Annotated in this window: 17 protein-coding genes, 1 tRNA gene, 1 other RNA gene and 1 pseudogene; 14 read left to right on the forward strand and 6 right to left on the reverse strand. The window is 73.7% G+C overall.

The genetic code is table 11. The features are described from left to right. Positions 1 to 5: 5 nt before the first annotated feature. From BLV01_RS06545 to BLV01_RS06580, 8 genes are all read left to right on the forward strand, one after another. Complete coding sequence (locus tag BLV01_RS06545) at positions 6 to 755, forward strand: 3-deoxy-D-manno-octulosonic acid kinase (RefSeq protein WP_091795626.1); 750 nt, start codon at positions 6 to 8, stop codon at positions 753 to 755. 83 nt (positions 756 to 838) lie between these two features. Then, positions 839 to 1597 (forward strand): MBL fold metallo-hydrolase, encoded by a 759-nt coding sequence (locus tag BLV01_RS06550; protein WP_091795629.1) that lies wholly within the window; start codon positions 839 to 841, stop codon positions 1595 to 1597. Then, complete coding sequence (moaA, locus tag BLV01_RS06555; RefSeq protein ID WP_091795632.1) at positions 1594 to 2634, forward strand: GTP 3',8-cyclase MoaA; 1041 nt, start codon at positions 1594 to 1596, stop codon at positions 2632 to 2634. The genes BLV01_RS06550 and moaA overlap by 4 nt, the downstream gene beginning before the upstream one ends. A 5-nt stretch (positions 2635 to 2639) precedes the next feature. Continuing rightward, the gene (locus BLV01_RS06560; RefSeq protein ID WP_217633456.1) at positions 2640 to 3335 is read left to right on the forward strand and encodes a phytanoyl-CoA dioxygenase family protein; all 696 of its coding nucleotides are present in this window, start codon (positions 2640 to 2642) and stop codon (positions 3333 to 3335) included. Continuing rightward, on the forward strand, positions 3332 to 3832 hold the full coding sequence (gene moaC / locus BLV01_RS06565) for a cyclic pyranopterin monophosphate synthase MoaC (protein WP_256375580.1): 501 nt from the start codon (positions 3332 to 3334) through the stop codon (positions 3830 to 3832). Before BLV01_RS06560 ends, moaC begins: the two co-directional genes overlap by 4 nt. Continuing rightward, positions 3829 to 4074, forward strand: coding sequence for a MoaD/ThiS family protein (locus BLV01_RS06570; protein WP_091795635.1), 246 nt, complete (start codon positions 3829 to 3831; stop codon positions 4072 to 4074). The genes moaC and BLV01_RS06570 overlap by 4 nt, the downstream gene beginning before the upstream one ends. A gap of 3 nt (positions 4075 to 4077) precedes the next feature. Further along, the gene (locus BLV01_RS06575) at positions 4078 to 4554 is read left to right on the forward strand and encodes a molybdenum cofactor biosynthesis protein MoaE (protein WP_091795638.1); all 477 of its coding nucleotides are present in this window, start codon (positions 4078 to 4080) and stop codon (positions 4552 to 4554) included. Positions 4555 to 4750: 196 nt separating this feature from the next. Next, positions 4751 to 5758, forward strand: coding sequence for a YncE family protein (locus BLV01_RS06580; RefSeq protein WP_091795641.1), 1008 nt, complete (start codon positions 4751 to 4753; stop codon positions 5756 to 5758). Positions 5759 to 5930: 172 nt separating this feature from the next. Here the strand turns inward: BLV01_RS06580 and ffs are convergent. Together ffs and BLV01_RS06590 are read right to left on the reverse strand one after the other, a co-directional pair. After that, positions 5931 to 6027, reverse strand: an RNA gene (gene ffs / locus BLV01_RS06585) — signal recognition particle sRNA small type. A gap of 356 nt (positions 6028 to 6383) precedes the next feature. Beyond that, a tRNA-Ser gene (locus BLV01_RS06590) sits at positions 6384 to 6476 on the reverse strand. A gap of 266 nt (positions 6477 to 6742) precedes the next feature. Here BLV01_RS06590 and dnaX point away from each other — a divergent pair. The 5 genes and pseudogenes from dnaX to BLV01_RS06615 form a co-directional block, all read left to right on the forward strand. After that, positions 6743 to 8095: pseudogene (gene dnaX / locus BLV01_RS06595) on the forward strand (DNA polymerase III subunit gamma/tau); the annotation flags it as partial. A 1409-nt stretch (positions 8096 to 9504) separates the two neighbouring features. After that, positions 9505 to 9825 (forward strand): YbaB/EbfC family nucleoid-associated protein, encoded by a 321-nt coding sequence (locus BLV01_RS06600; RefSeq protein WP_057946968.1) that lies wholly within the window; start codon positions 9505 to 9507, stop codon positions 9823 to 9825. Between the two features lie 19 nt (positions 9826 to 9844). Further along, positions 9845 to 10078 (forward strand): hypothetical protein, encoded by a 234-nt coding sequence (locus BLV01_RS06605; RefSeq protein ID WP_091795643.1) that lies wholly within the window; start codon positions 9845 to 9847, stop codon positions 10076 to 10078. Positions 10079 to 10109: 31 nt separating this feature from the next. Continuing rightward, positions 10110 to 10703, forward strand: coding sequence for a recombination mediator RecR (gene recR / locus BLV01_RS06610; RefSeq protein ID WP_091795647.1), 594 nt, complete (start codon positions 10110 to 10112; stop codon positions 10701 to 10703). Positions 10704 to 10810: 107 nt separating this feature from the next. Next, positions 10811 to 11164, forward strand: coding sequence for a histidine triad nucleotide-binding protein (locus BLV01_RS06615; protein ID WP_078996450.1), 354 nt, complete (start codon positions 10811 to 10813; stop codon positions 11162 to 11164). Positions 11165 to 11292: 128 nt separating this feature from the next. Here the strand turns inward: BLV01_RS06615 and BLV01_RS06620 are convergent, their stop codons facing one another. The 4 genes from BLV01_RS06620 to BLV01_RS06635 all read right to left on the reverse strand — a co-directional run bounded on the left by BLV01_RS06620 (position 11293) and on the right by BLV01_RS06635 (position 15752). Continuing rightward, entirely contained in the window at positions 11293 to 11781 is a 489-nt protein-coding gene (locus BLV01_RS06620) for a Slp family lipoprotein (protein ID WP_091795650.1), read from the reverse strand. Further along, positions 11778 to 13784 carry a transglutaminase TgpA family protein gene (locus BLV01_RS06625; RefSeq protein WP_091795653.1) on the reverse strand — a complete coding sequence of 669 codons (2007 nt, stop codon included), beginning with the start codon at positions 13782 to 13784 and terminating at the stop codon, positions 11778 to 11780. Before BLV01_RS06625 ends, BLV01_RS06620 begins: the two co-directional genes overlap by 4 nt. Beyond that, positions 13777 to 14709, reverse strand: a complete 933-nt coding sequence (locus BLV01_RS06630; RefSeq protein ID WP_091795912.1) for a DUF58 domain-containing protein — start codon at positions 14707 to 14709, stop codon at positions 13777 to 13779. The genes BLV01_RS06625 and BLV01_RS06630 overlap by 8 nt, the downstream gene beginning before the upstream one ends. A gap of 74 nt (positions 14710 to 14783) precedes the next feature. Further along, positions 14784 to 15752 (reverse strand): AAA family ATPase, encoded by a 969-nt coding sequence (locus BLV01_RS06635; protein ID WP_091795656.1) that lies wholly within the window; start codon positions 15750 to 15752, stop codon positions 14784 to 14786. A gap of 207 nt (positions 15753 to 15959) precedes the next feature. Between BLV01_RS06635 and BLV01_RS06640 the strand changes: the two genes are divergently transcribed. Continuing rightward, on the forward strand, positions 15960 to 17804 hold the full coding sequence (locus BLV01_RS06640) for a glycosyltransferase family 39 protein (protein ID WP_091795915.1): 1845 nt from the start codon (positions 15960 to 15962) through the stop codon (positions 17802 to 17804). Positions 17805 to 17843: the final 39 nt, after the last annotated feature.

The following is a 17843-nucleotide window of genomic DNA, read 5'->3' on the forward strand; positions in this document are numbered from 1 at the left end:
GACGGATGACGGGTTATGACGCCGCCGAGGGACTGACGCCGTACCGCGACGACAGCGGCTACGGAGCGATTCTGTTCGACCGCGCACGGGTGCAGCAAGCCGCGCCGGAATGGTTCGCGCCCGGACACTGGGGCGCGCAGGCGCGGCCGGTGGACAGCGGCGGCCGCGGCGGGGCCTGGTTCGTGGACGCGCCGTTCGGCCGCGCGGTGCTGCGCCGCTACCTGCGCGGCGGCCTGGTCGCGCGCTTCAACCGCGACCGCTACTGGTGGCGCGGCGGCGACCGCACCCGCAGCTTCGCCGAATTCCGCCTGACCCGCGAGGCCGCCCGCCGCGGCCTGCCGGTGCCGGCGCCGATCGCCGCGCTGTACCGGCGCGAAGGCCTGCACTACCGCGCCGCGATCCTGGTCGCGCGGCTCGACGACGTGCGCTCGCTGGCCGACCGCGCCGCGGTCGCCGGCGACGGCGCGCCGTGGGAGGAAACCGGCCGGCTGGTCGCCCGCTGCCACCGCGCCGGGCTCGACCACGCCGACCTCAACGCCACCAACCTGCTGTTCGACGCCGCCGGCCGCGGCTGGGTGATCGACCTGGACCGCGGCCAGTTCCGCATTCCCGCGACCGGCTGGCGCGAGCGCAACCTCGCCCGGCTCAAGCGTTCGCTGCTGAAATTGCGCGGGCAGCGGCCGCCGGCCGAGGTCGAACGCGATTTCGCCCGATTGCGCGCGGCCTATGACCGCGCCTGGGAACGTGGTTACTGAGTAGGCGTCGCCGCTGCTGCGCAGCGGCACAATCAACACGAACCGGCGCGCGCCGGGCGATCGGATGCTGGAAGGGGGGCTCAATGACTTGGCGGCTGCGTCTGCACGGTGTCGGCAATGCGTCGGCGGTGGAACTGGGATCGGCGATGGCGACGCTGGAACGCGACGGCGAGCCGTGGCTGACCATCGACTGCGGCGGCGAAGGCCTGACCGCGTTCCTGCGCCACTACGGGCGCATGCCCGAGGCGGTGTTCCTCACCCATGCGCACATGGACCACATCGCCGGCTTCGAGCGCCTGTTCGTGGCCCATTACTTCGATCCGGACCGGCGCGGCAAGGTCCGGCTGTACCTTCCCGCGCCGCTGGTGCCGCTGCTGCAGCAGCGCGTGGCCGACTACCCCAACGTGCTCGCCGAGGGCGGGGTGAACTTCTGGGATGCGTTCCAGTTGGTGCCGGTCAGCGGCCACTTCTGGCACCGGGGCCTGCGCATGGAGGTGTTCCCGGTGCGCCACCACTGGCCCGACAGCGCGTTCGGCCTGCGCCTGCGCGGCAGCGCGGTGTGGACCGGCGACACCCGGCCGATCCCGGAGATGCTGGCCCGGTTCGCCGACGAAGGCGAACTGATCGCGCACGATTGCGCCCTGCACGGCAATCCGTCCCACAGCGGCATCGAGGACCTGGAACGCGAATACCCGCCGGCGCTGCTGAACCGCTGTGTGCTCTATCACTACGCCAGCGCCGGGGAAGGCGACGCGCTGGCCGCGCGGGGGTATCGTGTCGGCAGGCCCGGCGAGGCCATCGACCTGGCCGACCCCACTGCCGCACAGGTGCCGCCTTCGTGAATGCCGCTGCCGACCGCCTCGTCCCGCTCGCCGCGCCCGATCCGCGCGATCGCCGCGGCCGGCCGTTGCGGGACCTGAGGCTGTCGCTGATCGAGGCCTGCAATTTCCGTTGCCCCTACTGCATGCCGGCCGAGCGCGTGGCCGACGACTACGGCCTGGACGCGGCCTCGCGGCTGAGCTTCGACCAGATCGAGACCCTGGTGCGCGGCTTCGTCCGCGTCGGCGTGCGCAAGCTGCGCCTGACCGGCGGCGAGCCGCTGCTGCGCAAGGGCCTGCCGGAACTGATCGCGCGCCTGGCCCGGATCGACGGCCTCGACGACCTGGCCCTGACCACCAACGGCTCGCTGCTGGCGCGACAGGCGCGCGCATTGCGCGAGGCCGGGCTGCGCCGGTTGACGGTGAGCCTGGACGCGCTCGACGCCGACGCGTTCCGGCGCCTGTCCGGCGGCCGCGGCGAGGTCGCGCAGGTGCTGGCCGGGATCGAGGCCGCGCGCGCGGCAGGGTTCGGGCCGCTGAAGATCAATTGCGTGGTCCAGCGCGGCGTCAATGAGGATCAAGTGCTGCCGCTGGCCGCGCATTTCCGCGGCAGCGGCGACGTGCTGCGCTTCATCGAGTACATGGACGTGGGCAACTGCAACGGCTGGGACGTGCGCGGGGTGGTGAGTTCGCAGCAGCTGCGCGACGCCATCGACGCGCGCTGGCCGCTGCGCGCGCTGGATGCGCAGTACCGCGGCGAGGTCGCTTCGCGCTACGCCTATCGCGACGGCGCCGGCGAGATCGGCTTCGTGTCCTCGATCAGCGCGCCGTTCTGCGGCGACTGCCACCGCGCGCGGGTGTCCGCCGACGGCCGCCTGTACACCTGCCTGTTCGCCGCCGAAGGCAGCGACCTGCGCGAGGCGCTGGCCGGCGGCGAGACCGCGCTGGCCGAGCGCGTGGCGGCGCTGTGGCGCGGCCGCAACGACCGCTACAGCGAACTGCGCGCGGCCGATGCGCCGCGGCCGAAGCGGCATGTGGAAATGTTCCTGATCGGCGGTTGAGCGGCGTGGCGACGGCGGAACTGGGCGACTCATTGGACCGGCGCGGCTTCGCGCAATGGCCCGGCGCGATCGGGCCGGCGCAACTCGACGCGCTGTGCGCGCAGCCGGCGGTGGCCGCGGCGGCGGACGCGGACGCCGGCGACCGCGAACTGCTGCGCGAGCGCTGGTGCGGCGAACTGGCCGCGCTGCTGCGCGCGCGGCTGGCGGCGGCGGGCCTGCTGGCGGCGGACGCGGTGGCGGCGCAGTGCACCTTGTTCCGCAAGAGCGCGTCGCGCAACTGGAAAGTGACGCTGCACCAGGATCTGTCGATCCCGGTGGCGGCGCCGGCGGACGATCCGCGGCTGCAGGCCTGGTCGCGCAAGCGCGGCCGGCATTTCGTCCAGCCGCCGGCGGAGTTGCTGCAGCGCCTGCTGGCGGTGCGCCTGCACCTGGACGACTGCGGCGCCGGCGACGGCCCGCTGCGGGTGGTGGCCGGCTCGCACCGCCACGGCCGGCTCGATGCGGCCGCGGCGCAGGCGCTGCGCGCGGCCCACGGCGAGACGGCGTGCACCGCAGCGCGCGGCGATCTGCTTATCATGCGGCCGTTGCTGCTGCACGCCTCGTCCAAGGCGACCCGGCCCGAGGGGCGGCGGCGCGTCCTGCATTTCCTGTTCGGCCCGCGCGAGATCGGCTACTCGCTGCACTGGAGCACCGCGATTTGAACGCCAAACCGACCCTGACCCATCTCGATCGCGCCGGCCGCCCGGCGATGGTCGACGTCGGCGCCAAGCCGGTCACCGCGCGCGCCGCGGTGGCGCGCTGCCGGGTGCGCTTTCCCGCCGCGGTGGCCGCGCAATTGCGCGCCAGCGGCATGAGCAGCAAGAAGGGCGCGGTGATCGACACCGCCATCGTCGCCGGCACGATGGCGGTCAAGCGCACCCACGAGCTGATTCCGTTCTGCCACCCGCTGCCGATTGACGGCTGCCGTTTCGCCGTGGATTGGGAAAGCGAAAACGCGCTGTCGATCGAATGCGAGGTGCGCACCACCCACCGCACCGGCGTGGAGATGGAAGCGCTGACCGGCGCCACCGTCGCCGCGCTGACCGTCTACGACATGTGCAAGGCCCTGTCCCACGCCATCGTCATCGGCCCGGCGAAACTGGCCGGCAAGCGCGGCGGCAAGCGCGATTTCGGCGCGATCGCGGGGAAGGGCGCATGAGCACGCTGACCGTGCTGTATTTCGCCAGCCTGCGCGACGCCGCCGGCGCCGCCAGCGAAACCGTCGAGGCGGCCGCGGCGCGCGACCTGCGCGGCCTGTACGAGGCGCTGCGCGCGCGCCACGGCTTCGTGCTGCCGGTCGAACGCCTGCGGGTGGCGGTGGACGGCGCGTTCGCGCGCTGGGACGAGGCGCCGCGCGCGGGCAGCGAGGTCGCCTTCATCCCGCCGGTGTCGGGAGGCTGAGCGATGGCGCGACCCGATTCGTCCGCGACGCCCGCGGCCTGCTCCCCGGCGCGGTTCGCCTTGTCCGAAACCGCGTTCGAGATCGCGCCGCTGCGCGAGGCCCTGCTCAGCGCCCAGGCCGGCGCCTACGCCAGCTTCGAAGGCTGGGTGCGCGACCACCACGGCAGCCGCGCGGTGCTGGGCCTGCGTTATGAAAGCTACGCCGAGCTGGCGTCGAGCGAAGGCGCGAAGATCATCGTCGAGGCGCTGGAGCGCTTCGCCATCGTCGAGGCGCGCTGCGTGCACCGGGTCGGCGAGCTGGGCATCGGAGAGCTGGCGGTGTGGGTCGGCGTCAGCGCGGCGCATCGCGACGCGGCGTTCGCGGCGTGCCGCTACATCATCGACGAGACCAAGGCGCGGGTGCCGATCTGGAAGCGCGAGCGCTATGCCGACGGCGAGGCGGATTGGTTGCATCCGCCGCCGCCCGGGGCGGGTTCGTAAGGATCGGGTCGCAAGGCATCGGGGCTGAAGCCCCTCCCACACCAGCCGCCGCGGCGCTGCGTACTTGTGGGAGGGGCTTCAGCCCCGACGCTTTTGTCCCAGGCGAGGCCGTGCGCACCGCGCTTGCGCCGGCACATGCCCGCGCCGGCGCGATGGGTTAGCGTCGAAAGCCCCGCATCCGCATCGAGGAGCCGCCATGCCCCTGCGCTCACTGTGCCTGTCCTGGCTGTTGCTCGCCGCGTGTCCCGCGATGTCCGGCGAGTTGTTGGTCGGCAACAAATCCGCCGACACCGTCTGGCGGCTGTCGCTCGAAGACGGCCGCAAGCTCGGCGAATTCCCGACGCGCAAGGCGCCGCACGAGATCGTCGTCGCGCCCGACGGCAAGACCGCGCTGGTCGCCAACTACGGCGCCAGCGACGCCGCCGGAAACACCCTCAGCGTGCTCGACCTGCGCGGCAAGGCGCCGCCGCGGATCGTCGAACTCGGCCGCCACGGCCGCCCGCACGGCCTGCGCTTCCTGCCCGGCGGGCGCGAGGCGCTGGCGACCGCCGAGGCCTCGCAGCATCTGTTGCGCATCGACGTGGCGAGCGGCCGGATCGTCGCCGAGATCGCGCTCGGCGAAGGCAAGGGCCACATGGTCGCGGTCGCCGCCGACGGCAAGAGCGCGTATGTCACCAAGGTCGATCGCGGCACGCTCAGCCGCATCGATCTCGCCGACAACCGCAAAGTCGCGGAAGTCGACGCCGGCGCGGGCGCCGAGGGCGTCGCAGTGCGGCCGGGCAGCGGCGAGGTCTGGGTCAGCAACCGCGAGGCCGGCACGGTCAGCGTGCACCAGCCGCAGACGCTGGCGGTCCTGCGCACCTTGCCCAGCCCCGGCTTCCCGATCCGGGTCGCGTTCACCGCCGACGGCCGCCACGCCCTGGTCAGCAACGCGCGCGCGGCGACGCTGTCGGTGTTCGACGCGCAGCGCAAACGGCCGCTGGCGACGGTGGCGCTGAGCCGCGACGGCGCGCAGTACCGCGACACCATGCTCGGGCGCGCCGCGCTGCCGATCGGCGTGGTCGCCGACCCGGCCGGGTCGCGGGTGTACGTGGCGATCAGCGGCGGCGACGAGGTCGCGGTGATCGACCGCAAGACTTGGAAGCCGGTGGCGTACTGGAAGACCGGGCGCGAGCCCGATGCGGTGGCGGTGGTCGCGGATTGAGTGCGGCGCGGCGGGCGCGGCCCGATGCGTCCGCCCGCCGGGCCCGGCGCGTTCCGGTTCGCAAGCCGTGCGCGCTTCGCGATCCGCTGCCTCTCCCGCTGGCGGGAGAGGGCTGGGGCGAGGGCCCGCCTGCGCTCGAACCGGCGAATCCGGCCCTGCAAAAAGGCGGCGGCCCCGCAAGCGTGACTCCGGCGCCCGAATCAACCGATACCGTTGCTGCCTTCCGGCCCTGGCGGGATTTTCGATCTATCGTCGCGGAGGCGCCAACGGGGCCACCATAGGATCTTGCGTCGGCGGCGGGGCTCGCGCGGGGCGGGCCGGAACGCTACCGGAGGGGCGGCATTCTGCACCAAGCGGCAGTGCGGCGCAAACGCGCGCGGCGAGCGCAGCGGCGGGGGCTTGCGGACCGATGCCTCGCTTTGCGGCGCGGGCCGTCCCGATGCGCGCAGCGCGCGGCCGCCGACGCTCAAGACCGCGCGAGCGCATCGCCGCGGTCTGCGGACAACGTCGAGAATCGCAGCCCGCGTGCGTGCCGGTGGCTGCGCGATCGCGCAGGCGGCCGTCCGCGAATGCGCGCGCCGGAAAACGAAAAGCCCCCGATCGCTCGGGGGCTTTTGCGCGGATCTGGCGGAGAGAGGGGGATTCGAACCCCCGAAGCGCGGTTTAGACGCTTACACACTTTCCAGGCGTGCTCCTTCAACCACTCGGACACCTCTCCGGAGCCTGACGGGCCGCCGAGGCGGGCCGTGCAGGGCCGGGAATTCTAGCCGGCGCCGCGCCGGGGGACAAGTTGTGCCGATGCGGCCCGCTCCGGGACCGATCGCGCCTGGGGAGCGAGGGTGGGGCATGGCACAATGCCGGACCGGTCCGCGCGCGCTGCGCCGCCGGCCGGCCCGACCCCGCCGCGGCGGCGTCGCCGGCCTCCCGTCGCGGTCGCCAGGCGCCCGCGGACCGTCTCCCGCCACCACCGTGTCCAAGGATCCGATGTCCTATCTCGTCCTCGCCCGCAAATGGCGCCCCAAGCGTTTCGCCGAACTGGTCGGGCAGGAGCACGTGGTGCGCGCGCTGACCAACGCGCTGAGCACCGGACGCGTGCACCACGCCTTCCTGTTCACCGGCACCCGCGGCGTGGGCAAAACCACGATCGCGCGCATCTTCGCCAAGTCGCTGAACTGCGAGCAGGGCACCTCGGCCGATCCGTGCGGCGAGTGCAACGCCTGCCGCGACATCGACGCCGGCCGCTTCATCGACCTGCTGGAAATCGACGCCGCCAGCAACACCGGCGTGGACGACGTGCGCGAGGTGATCGACAACGCGCAGTACATGCCCAGCCGCGGACGGGTCAAGGTCTACCTGATCGACGAAGTCCACATGCTGTCCAAGTCGGCCTTCAACGCGTTGCTCAAGACGCTGGAGGAGCCGCCGGGGCACGTGAAGTTCCTGCTCGCCACCACCGACCCGCAGAAGCTGCCGGTGACGGTGCTCTCGCGCTGCCTGCAGTTCAACCTCAAGCGCCTGGACGAGCAGCAGATCGCCGGGCAGATGACCCGGATCCTGGCGGCGGAGGAGATTCCGGCCGAGGACGCGGCAATCCGCCAGCTGGCCAAGGCCGCCGACGGCAGCCTGCGCGACGGTCTGTCGCTGCTCGACCAGGCCATCGCCTACGGCGGCGCCGGCGCCGAGCAGGCGCTGCAGGGCGCGGCGGTGGCGGCGATGCTCGGCTCGGTCGACCGCACCCGCGTCGGCGCGGTGCTGTCGGCGCTGGCGCAGGGCGACGGCCGCCGCCTGCTCGACGAGGTCGCGACGCTGGCCGAGTTCTCGCCCGACTGGGGCAACGTGCTGGAATCGCTCGGCGACGCGCTGCACCGGATCCAGGTGCGGCAGCTGGTGCCGGAGGCGGCGGTCGAGGCCGACGGCGTCGACGTCGACGCGCTGGCCGCGCAGCTGCGGCCCGAGTTGGTGCAGCTGTGGTACCAGATGAGCCTGGGCGGCCGCCGTGACCTGCCGCTGGCGCCGAGCCCGCGCGCGGGTTTCGAGATGAGCGTGCTGCGCATGCTCGCGTTCCGGCCCGGCGCGGGCGGCGATGCCGCGCCGCCGTCGGGAGCGGGCGGTCGCGGCGAACCGGCGCGCGCGGCCAATGCCGCGGCGCAGGCGGCCGCGGCGATGCGCGAGATGGGCGGCGGGCCGCGCGCCGCTGCCGCTGCCGCTGTCGAGGCGGCACCGCCCGCGCTGGCGGTGCGCGAAGCGCGCCCGGCCTATGTGGCCGGCGAGGGCGACGGCGACGATGCGCCGCCGTGGGCGCCGGTGGCGACGCCGGCCAAGACCGAGGCCGCGCTGAAGCCTGCGGCCGCGCCGCCGCCGAATCCGCTGCGCGACGCCGCGCCTGGACGCGCGTTGCCGGCGATGTCGAATCCGTTCGAGGACGCTGCGCGCGATCCGACGCCTGCCGCCGCGCCGAAACCTGCGCCGCCGGCGCGCGCCAATCCGTTCGAGGACGATTCGCGCGACGCGGCGCCGGTCGCTGCGCCGACGCCCGCGTCGCCGGCCCGCGCCAACCCGTTCGAGGACGATCCGCGCGACGCGGCGCCGGTCGCTGCGCCGACGCCTGCGCCGCCGGCCCGCGCCAACCCGTTCGAGGACGATCCGCGCGACGCGGCCCCGGCCGCTGCGCCGACGCCCGCGCCGCCGGCCCGTACCAACCCGTTCGAGGGCGCTGCGCGCGAAGCCGCACCGGTCGCCGCAGCGAAGCCCGCGCCGCCGGCCCGCGTCAATCCGTTCGAGGACGATCCGCGCGATGCGGCCCCGGCCGCCGCGCCGAAGCCCGCGCCGCTGGCCCGCACCAACCCGTTCGAGGACGCTGCGCGCGAAGCCGCACCGGTCGCCGCAGCGAAGCCCGCGCCGGCGGCCCGCGCCAATCCGTTCGAGGACGATCCGCGCGATGCCGACCAGCTCGCCGCCGCCTCGTCCGCGCCCGGCCCGATGTTCGAGGACGACCCGCGCGACGCGCCGCCGCCGCGCGCGGGCGCACCCGTGCGCCCGGCGCCCGCCGCGCGCGAGGACCTCCTCGCCGCGGCCGAGCCGATCACCATGCCCGCGCGCGCCGCCGCGCCGGCCGGCGGCGCCGGCATCGCCGACGACGGCGCCTGGCACGCGCTGATCGACGGCAGCGGCCTGCGCGGGCCGGCCCGGATCCTGGCCGAGCACGCCGCCTTCCTCGGCTACGCCGACGGCGTGCTGACCCTGGCGCTGGGCCCGAACGACGAACACCTCAAGGCGCCGGCGCTGATCAAGCTGGTCGCCGACGCGCTGGCCGCGCGACTGGGCGCGCCGCCGCAGATCCGCTTCGAGTCCGCGGCCGGCGGCCCCGGCAACGGCGAGTCGGTGCACGCGCGCAACCTGCGCGCGCGCGACGAGCGCCAGGCGCGCGCCGAGGACGTGTTCATGAACGATCCGGACGTGCGCCGGCTGATCGAGCAGTACGGCGCCCGGCTCGTGCCCGACTCGATCCGCCCGTTCGACGAAGCCTGACGGACCGGCGCGGCCGCCCTTGCGCGCGGCCGCCGCCGGCCCAACACCTGTAGCGTCGGCGCGGCGTGCCACACTCGCCGCGCGCGATCCGCCGCGGCGGCCGCCCGGACCGCCCGACGGGCCGGCGCCGCATGCGGCCGGCCCGAGCGGCCGGTTCGCCGTCCGCGCCGCACCGACCCGATCACCGAACCCTTCACGAAAACAGCAGGACCACCACCATGCGCGGCAACATCGCCCAACTCATGCAACAGGCGCAGAAGATGCAGGAAAACGTGCAGCGCGCCCAGGAAGAACTGGCCAAGATCGAAGTCACCGGCAGCGCCGGCGGCGGCATGGTCAGCATCACCGTCACCGGCCGCATGGAGTGCCGCAAGGTGCGCATCGACCCGAGCGTGCTGAGCGACCAGGAAATGGTCGAGGACCTGATCGCCGCGGCCTTCAACGACGCGGTCAACAAGATCAACGCCGAGTCGCAGGCGAAGATGTCGGCGGCCACCGCCGGCATGCCGATGCCGCCCGGCATGAAGCTGCCGTTCTGAGCGGGCGGAGCTGACACCCATGGGTTTCCATATCGGTATCACCGCCGCGCTGGTCGCCGCCGGCTTGCTCGGCCTGGACCTGTACGCCACCTGGGCGGTCTGGCGCGAGCCGGACCTCACCGGCGCGCAGAAAGGCCTGCAGTCGGCGATGGTCTGGCTGCTGCCGCTGCTGGGCGCGATCGTCGTGCTCAACGTGGTGCGCTCGATGAACCGCGAGCCGACCGCGCGCAGCACCTTCACTCCCTCCGAGTGAACGCCGCTGCCGCCGCGACGGGCGCGCGCGCATGAGCAGCGCCCTGCTCGAACAACTGATCGACGCGCTGCGGGTGCTGCCCGGCGTGGGCCAGAAATCGGCCCAGCGCATGGCCTACCACCTGCTCGAGCGCGAGCGCGCCGGCGGCCAGCGGCTGTCGCAAGCGCTCAGCGAGGCGATCGAGAAGATCGGCCACTGCGTGCGCTGCCGCGACTTCAGCGAAACCGAGGTCTGCCCGACCTGCGCCAGCGCCGCGCGCGACGCGCACTTGCTGTGCGCGGTGGAATCGCCGGCCGACCGGCTGGCGATCGAGCAGGCCACCGGCTACCGCGGCCTGTACTTCGTGCTGCAGGGCCGGCTCAGCCCGCTCGACGGCATCGGCCCGCGCGAACTCGGCCTGGACTCGCTGGCCGCGCGCCTGGCCGAGGGCGAGGTGCAGGAGCTGATCATCGCCACCAATCCCACCGTGGAAGGCGAGGCCACTGCGCATTACCTGGCGCAACTGGCGCGCCAGCACGCGGTCAAGCCGAGCCGGCTGGCGCACGGCGTGCCGCTGGGCGGCGAGCTGGAATACGTGGACCGCGGCACGCTGTCGCATGCGTTCGGCAGCCGGACCGAGGTGTGACGATGTTCGGGGTTCGGTCTCGGTTGCGGCGCCGCCCGCGGCCGGCGCGGTTGGGGTAACGGCGCGGCTGTTACGCTTCGCCGGTCCCGAGTCCCAACGAGCCCGCCATGACCGACCCCACCATCTTCGGCAAGATCATCCGCCGCGAACTGCCGGCCGACATCGTCTACGAAGACGACGACCTGATCGCGTTCCGCGACATCGCTCCGCAAGCGCCGGTGCACGTGCTGTTCGTGCCGAAGACGCCGATCGCCACGCTCAACGAACTCAAGCCCGAACAGGCCGCGGTGGTCGGCAAGCTCGCCTACGCCGCGGCCCAGTACGCCAAGCGCGAAGGCTTCGCCGAAGACGGCTACCGCGTGGTCATGAACTGCAACGAGCACGGCGGCCAGACCGTGTTCCAGCTGCACCTGCACCTGCTCGCCGGCGACCATCTCGGCCGCTTCGGCACGCCGCGCTGAGCCGCGGCGGAGCGTCGGCGACGCGGGCTGCGTCGCCTGCGCGCGCAACCGCCGCCGCAAAACGAACGAAGGCGCCCGCGGGCGCCTTCGTCGCATCCGGCCGGCGCGGCCTCAGCCGCGCGCGGGATTCACCACCAGCCCCACCACGGCCACGGCGACGGACGCTCGATCACGTCGACCTGCTGGCGCACCGGCCACAGGTACACCACTTCGGCGTCGAGCTTGGGCAAACGGTAGTCGTACTCGCCGATGCGGCGCGATTCGAAGCCGTCGATGCGGCCGGTGAAGGTCACCTCGCGGTTCTTCTCGAACAGCGCCGGATCGTAGAACCCGGTGCGGCAGGCCAGGAAGCGGCCGCCGGTGTCGTCGGTCGCCCAGTACGGGCGGCCGGTGTCGCTCAGCCGGGTCGAGATCATCTCGAAACAGGTGCGGTTGGCCTGCGGCTCGACGCCGACGATGCGTCCGCCCCAGCGCACCACCGAACCGGTGGCGTCGCGGGCGGCCGCGTCGGACGGGGTGATCGGGGTGAACGCCCCCTGCAGCGGTTGGGGCGCGGTGGCGCAGGCGCCGAGCAGCGCGGCGCTTGCGGCTAACAAGGCAAGACGGAGGAGCTTCATCGAGGTTCTCCAGTGCGGGCCGGGCGGTGCGCGCGTAGCGTCCGGACCAGTGCGTTGCGCAGTTCTCGGGCCTCGCGCCGCCCGGGTTGGCTGTCAGCGTACCGCCAATCGTTGAAACTTTGGCTGAGCCGGCGCAGCGGCGCGGCCAGGTCCGGCCGGGTCTTGGCGACGCGTTCAGCCCAGGCCAGGGCCGGCTCGTGCGGTTCGCGCTCCAGCCCCAGCCGGCGGTAGCGGCGGCCCAGCGCGTGCCAGGCGCGCAGCACCGGGTCGCGCTCGCGCTCGCCGCGGCTGCTGAGCCAGATCATCCAGGCGCCGGCGAGGCTGGCGATCAGCACGAATAGCGCGAGCAGGCGCGGACCGTCGAGCCGGTCCACCCCGAACGGCTGCAGCAGCCGCTCCTGGCGGCTGGCGTCGAAGCCGAGCACGAAGTCGTTCCAGCCGCGGCGCAGCCAGTCGCCGACGTTGAACAAGGGCGTGGCCGCGCCGATGCCGCCGAACAGGCCGCCGGCGCCCGGGGTGCGGTCGGCGAGGGTGTCGTAGATGCGTTCGGGCGCGACCGCGGCGGTCGGGTCCATGCGCACCCAGCCGCGCCCGTGCAGCCACACCTCGGCCCAGGCGTGGGCGTCGGAGCGGCGCACCAGCCAGTAGCCGCCGACCGGGTTGTAGTAGCCGCCGGCATAACCGGTGACCACCCGCGCCGGGACCCCGGCCGCGCGCATCAGCACCACGAACGAGGAGCTGAAGTGTTCGCAGAAACCGGCCTTCTGCTCGAACAGGAACTCGTCCACCGAGTGCCGGCCCAGCAGCGGGGTTTCCAGGGTGTAGGCGAACTCGCGGTGGAACAGCCGCATCGCCCGCTCGGCGATGGCGGCATCGTCGGCGCCGGCCTCGCGCCGCCACTGCGCGGCCAGCGCCAGGGTGCGCGGGTTGTAGCCCGACGGCAGCTCCAGCGCGGCGCGGCGCAGCAGCGGCCGCAGCTGCGGTTCGAACGCGCGCGGCGGCGAGGAGCGCAGGCGCCAGCGGCTGAGCGAGGTCAGCGAGCGCTCCGCGTACAGGCCGTAGTCGTAGCTCAGCTGCGAGCGCGCCGGCGCGGCCAGCGGCAGGTCGAGGGCGACGAACTGGCGGTTGTCGGTCGGCTCGACTTCCAGGTCGTAGTCCCAGACCGTGGCCGAGGCCTGGAACGACGCCGGCGGCAACCCGCGGAACCAGCGCGGCTGGGTCCAGGTGCGGCCGTCGAACTCCCACAGCACCGGCCCGCGCCAGTACATCTGCGAGGTCGGCGGCGCGGCGCCGTGGAAGCGCGCGCGCAGGGTCACCGTTTCGTCGTTCATCAGCTCGACCAGCTCGCCCGGCGCCATCCGGTCGGACAGGCCGGGCCGGGCCAGGGCGCGGTCGGGCACGCCCCACAGCGGCGCGGCCAGGCGCGGGAACAGCCAGAACACCGCCAGCGCCAGCGGCAGGCCGATGCCGACCAGGCGCGCGATCGACCACAGCTGCTGGCGCACCGGCGCGGCGGGCTCGGGCGGCTGGCCGGGCAGCGCCCGCGCATCCAGCTGGGCCAGCCGCTGCAAGGTGACCAGGGCGAACACCGAGGCGGCCAGGCCCAGGGTCAGCGACAGCGGCCCCTGGTCGAGCAGGAAGGTCGCGAACGGGCCGAACAGGGCGAAGCCGATCAGGCTGCGCGCATCGCGCAGGGTGTGGGTCTCCGAGGGCTTCAGCGCGAACATCGCCGCCAGCAGCGCGCAGCCGGTGTCGCGGCCGACGGCGAAGCGCGCCAGCACCAGCACCGTGCCGACCAAGGCGATCACCAATATCAGCCGCACCAGCGCCGGCAGCGGCCGCCGCCACGACAGCGCGCCGACGACCAGGCCGGTCGCGGCGACGACCGCGGCGATCTTCGCCGGCAACTGCAGCAGCAGCGGCAGCAGGCAGCTGGCGCCGGCCAGCAGCGCCCAGCGGCGCGCGCCGGGTTCCAGCGCCGCGGCGGGCAGGGCCTCAGCCATGCGGCATCAGCGCCAGCGCGCGCAGGCAGGCGTGGCGGTGGGCGGCGCCGTTGCCGGGGCCGAGCGCGTTGTGGCCGGGCAGGGTCAGGCGGTAGCGGCAGCCGTCGCGCTCGGCCTCGTCGACCCAGCGCGCCAGGCGCGAGATCCGGACCTCCTGCGGCAGGCCGTGCAGGCGGTGCCAGTCCAGTTCGACGTCGGCGCCGAGCGGCTGTTCGTACTCGCGCACCAGCAGCGTGTCGCGCCGCGCCGAGTGCTTCCAGGCGATCGCGCGGCGCGCGTCGCCGGGGCGATAGGTGCGCAGATGGTGGACGTCGTCGCCGCTGGGATGCAGCCGGGTCATGGTCGGGTCGCCGCCGCCGACCGGCAGCGGCGGCCCGTGCGCTTCCGGCGCCGGGTACACCAGCAGCGGCGCTTCCGGCCACACGTGCGACCAGGCCCGGGCCAGCCCGAGCGGACGGGTGGTGGACACCCGCAGTTTGGGCAGGTCGAGCCAGCCGCGGCGGTGGGTGGCGATGCGCAGTTCGGCTTCGCCGGCGCCTTGCTCCAGGTCCAGCCGCGCCGGCTCGAGCTCGCCGTCGAGCCCGTCGTCGACCTGCAGCCCCTGGCGCGGCCGGTCCGGCGCGGCGCGCGCGTGCACCCGCACGCGTATCGCGCTGCCGGCCGGCACCGGTTCGGCATCGACCGCGACGATGCGCAGCCCGGCCAGCTGCAGCTGCGCCGCGATCAGGCTGGCCAGCCCGGCGCCGCCGAGCAGCAGCGCCAGCAGGAACGCCGGGTTGTTGTTGTAGTTCAGCGCGCCGAGGATCATCGCCGCCAGCAGCGCGCCGTAGAACGCGCCGAAGCCGGTCGGCAGCACGTAGATGCGGCGGCGGTCGAACTGCGCCGGCAGCGCTTCGGGCTGGCGCGGCCGGGTCCAGGCGTGCATGCGCGCGCGTCCGCGCCGCCACAGGCTGCGCGCGGCGGGGGCGGGCGCGGCGTCGGCGCGGGCCGGGGCCGCGCTCAATCCACGGCCACCGCGTAGAGGATCGATTTGGCCAGGTCGGCGGCCGCATCGGCTTCGGCGACCAGGCGATGGGTGGCGACCGCGGCGAACAGCGCCTGCACGTCCTCGGGCACCACGTGGCCGCGGCCGAGCAGCAGCGCATAGGCGCGCGCGGCGCGCAGCAGCGCCAGGCCGGCGCGCGGCGACAGGCCCACGCGCACGCCCGGATGCTTGCGGCTGCGCGCCAGCAGCGCCTGCACGTAGGCGATCAGGGCCTCGCTGGCGTGGACCGCATCGACCGCGCGGCGGATCGCCTGCACGTCCGGCGCGCTCAGCAGCGCGCGCGCCTGCGCGATCAGGTGGCGGCGGTCGGCGCCGGCGAGCAGGTCGCGCTCGGCGGCCTCGTCGGGATAGCCCAGCTGCAGGCGCAACAGGAAGCGGTCGAGCTGCGAATCGGGCAGCGGATAGGTGCCCGACAGGTCGACCGGATTCTGGGTGGCGATGACGAAGAACGGATCCGGCAGCCGGTGGCTGCGCCCGTCCACGGTCACCTGGTGTTCGGCCATCGCTTCCAGCAACGCGCTCTGGGTGCGCGGCGGCGCGCGGTTGATCTCGTCGGCGAGCAGCACCTGGGCGAACACCGGGCCGGGATGGAACTGGAACTGGCGCGAGGTCGGATCGAACACCGACACGCCGACCACGTCGGCCGGCAGCAGGTCGGAGGTGAACTGCACGCGCTGGAACTCCAGGCCCAGCGTCGCCGCCAGCGCATGCGCGAGCGTGGTCTTGCCCAGGCCGGGCAGGTCCTCGATCAGCAGGTGCCCGTCGGACAGCAGCGCGACGAAGGCCAGGCGCACCGCCTGCGCCTTGCCCAGCACCAGCGCGTTGACCTGCGCCTGGGCTTGTTCGAGGGCGTTGCGCAGGCCATCGGTTAGGATGGCCGAGTCGTGCGTCGCGCTGCTTGCGGTGGTGTTGCCTGCGCTCATCGGGCCTGCCGTCGTAGGGAAGCGTGAAGTCGGAGATGTCGTTTTTGTCAGGTTCGTGAGGATCGGCGACGCGGCGCGCAAGCGCTTATGCGATGCGCGTCAACAAATCGCGACGCGATCGCGGTGTCGCCGGCCGAGACGTTCCCCAAACATTCGAGAGTGTAGCGAGGTCGGGTGCCGATGCGGGACAGGGACGAAGCCAGCGCGATGCGCAATGTGTTCTGGGCGCTGTGGACGCTGGTGTTGCTGCTCAAGCTCGCCGTCGCCGCCAAGCTGCCGTTGTTCGTCGACGAAGCCTTCTATTGGCAGGAAGGCCGCCATCCCGCCGCGGCCTATTCCGACCTGCCCGGATTGACCGCGTGGCTGGCGCGGCTGGGCGTGGAACTGGGCGGCAACCACCCGCTGGCGTTGCGCGCGCCGTTCCTGGCCATCGCCGCGCTGGTGCCGTGGCTGCTGGCGCGGGTGACCGCGCGCGAGTTCGGCGCGCGCAGCGGCTGGATCGCCGGCTGCTACGCCTTGCTGCTGCCGCTGTCGGGCACGCTCGGCCTGCTCGCCTTGCCCGATGCGATGATGGCGCTGGCGACGCTGCTGTGCCTGGACGCGGGCGCGCGCCTGCTGCGCCAGGTCGATGCGCGCAGCGCGGTCGAACTCGCCGCGGGCCTGGCCCTGGGCGCGCTGAGCCACTACCGCTTCATCGCCGTGATCGGCGTGGGCTTCGTCGTGCTGATGCTGTTGCCCGAAGGCCGCCGCGCGCTGCGCGACGTGCGCGTGCTGACCGCGGTGGCGATCGGCGCCTCGGCGTGGGCGCCGCTGGTGGCCTGGAACCTGGACAACGCCGACGCCGGCCTGCGCTTCCAGCTGGTCGAACGGCATCCGTGGGCGTTCCACGTCGACGGCCTGTGGTTCGTCGCGATCCAGGCGCTGCTGGCGACGCCGTTCCTGTTCGTCGCCTTGCTCGCCGCCGGCTGGCGCGGCGCGCGCGATCCTTCGCCGGCGACGCGTTACTTCGCCCTGCTCGGCAGCCTGATCGTGCTCGGCTTCTTCGTGCTCGGCTTCTTCGCCGACACCGAGCGGGTCAGCTTTCACTGGCCGCTGCCGGGCTTCATGGCGCTGCTGCCGTTGCTGCCGCTGGTGCTGGCGCGCTGGCCGGAATGGGCGCGCGGGCTGTGCGCGGGCCTGGCCGGCGCGGCGCTGCTGGCGATGCTGGGCTACTACGTCGCGGTGTCGCGGCCGGAGTTGCGCGCGCGCAGCGCCGGCGAGAAGTGGTACCCGGCCAACTTCGCCGGCTGGGACGAACTGGCGCGCGCGGTGCGGGCGAAACTGGCGACGATGCCGCCGGGCACGCGCCTGGTCGCCGACAATTTCAAGGTCGGCGCCGAGCTCGGTTTCGCCCTCGACGATCCGCGCATCGCGGTGCTCGATCATCCGATCAACCACAAGCACGGCCGCGCGCCGCAGCTGCGCCTGTGGGGCCTGCACCGCGACGGCCGCGCCGACTGGGGCGAGGGTCCGGCGCTGCTGGTGGTCGGCGTCACCGAGGTCGCCTACAAGAACCTGCTGCAGCGCTATCACGACCTGTGCGCGATGGTCGGCCCGTTGCCGCCGCCGCGGGTGCTCAACGTCGATCACGGCCGCCAGCGCTTCGCGTTGTTCGCCTTCGACGGCGCGCCGCGCAGCGGCGAATGCACGACCCCGGCGATGGCCTGGATCGATGAGCCCGCGGCCGGCGTGCGGGTCGGCCCGGGCGCGTTCGCGGTCACCGGCTGGGCGTTCAAGGACGGGGTCGGGCTGGAAAAGGTCGAGGTCATGCTCGACGGGCGGGTGGTGGCGCAGGCGCACTACGGCCGCGAGCGCAGCGGCGTGCGCGAGTTCTGGACCTTGCGCGACGGCCGCCGCTCCACCGACCCGCAGCATCCGCAGGTGGGTTTCGAGGCCACCGTGCAACTCGACGCCGAGCCGCCCGGCCGCCACTGGCTGGGCCTGCGCCTGCATGGTCGCGACGGCAGCGTCGAAGACTGGGCCGAACAGCCGATCGACCTGCGCCGGCCCTGAGTGGACGCGGGGCAGGGCGCTGGCGCGCCGTGCTCGGCG

This window comes from Lysobacter sp. yr284 (assembly GCF_900107375.1).
GTDB lineage: Bacteria > Pseudomonadota > Gammaproteobacteria > Xanthomonadales > Xanthomonadaceae > Lysobacter.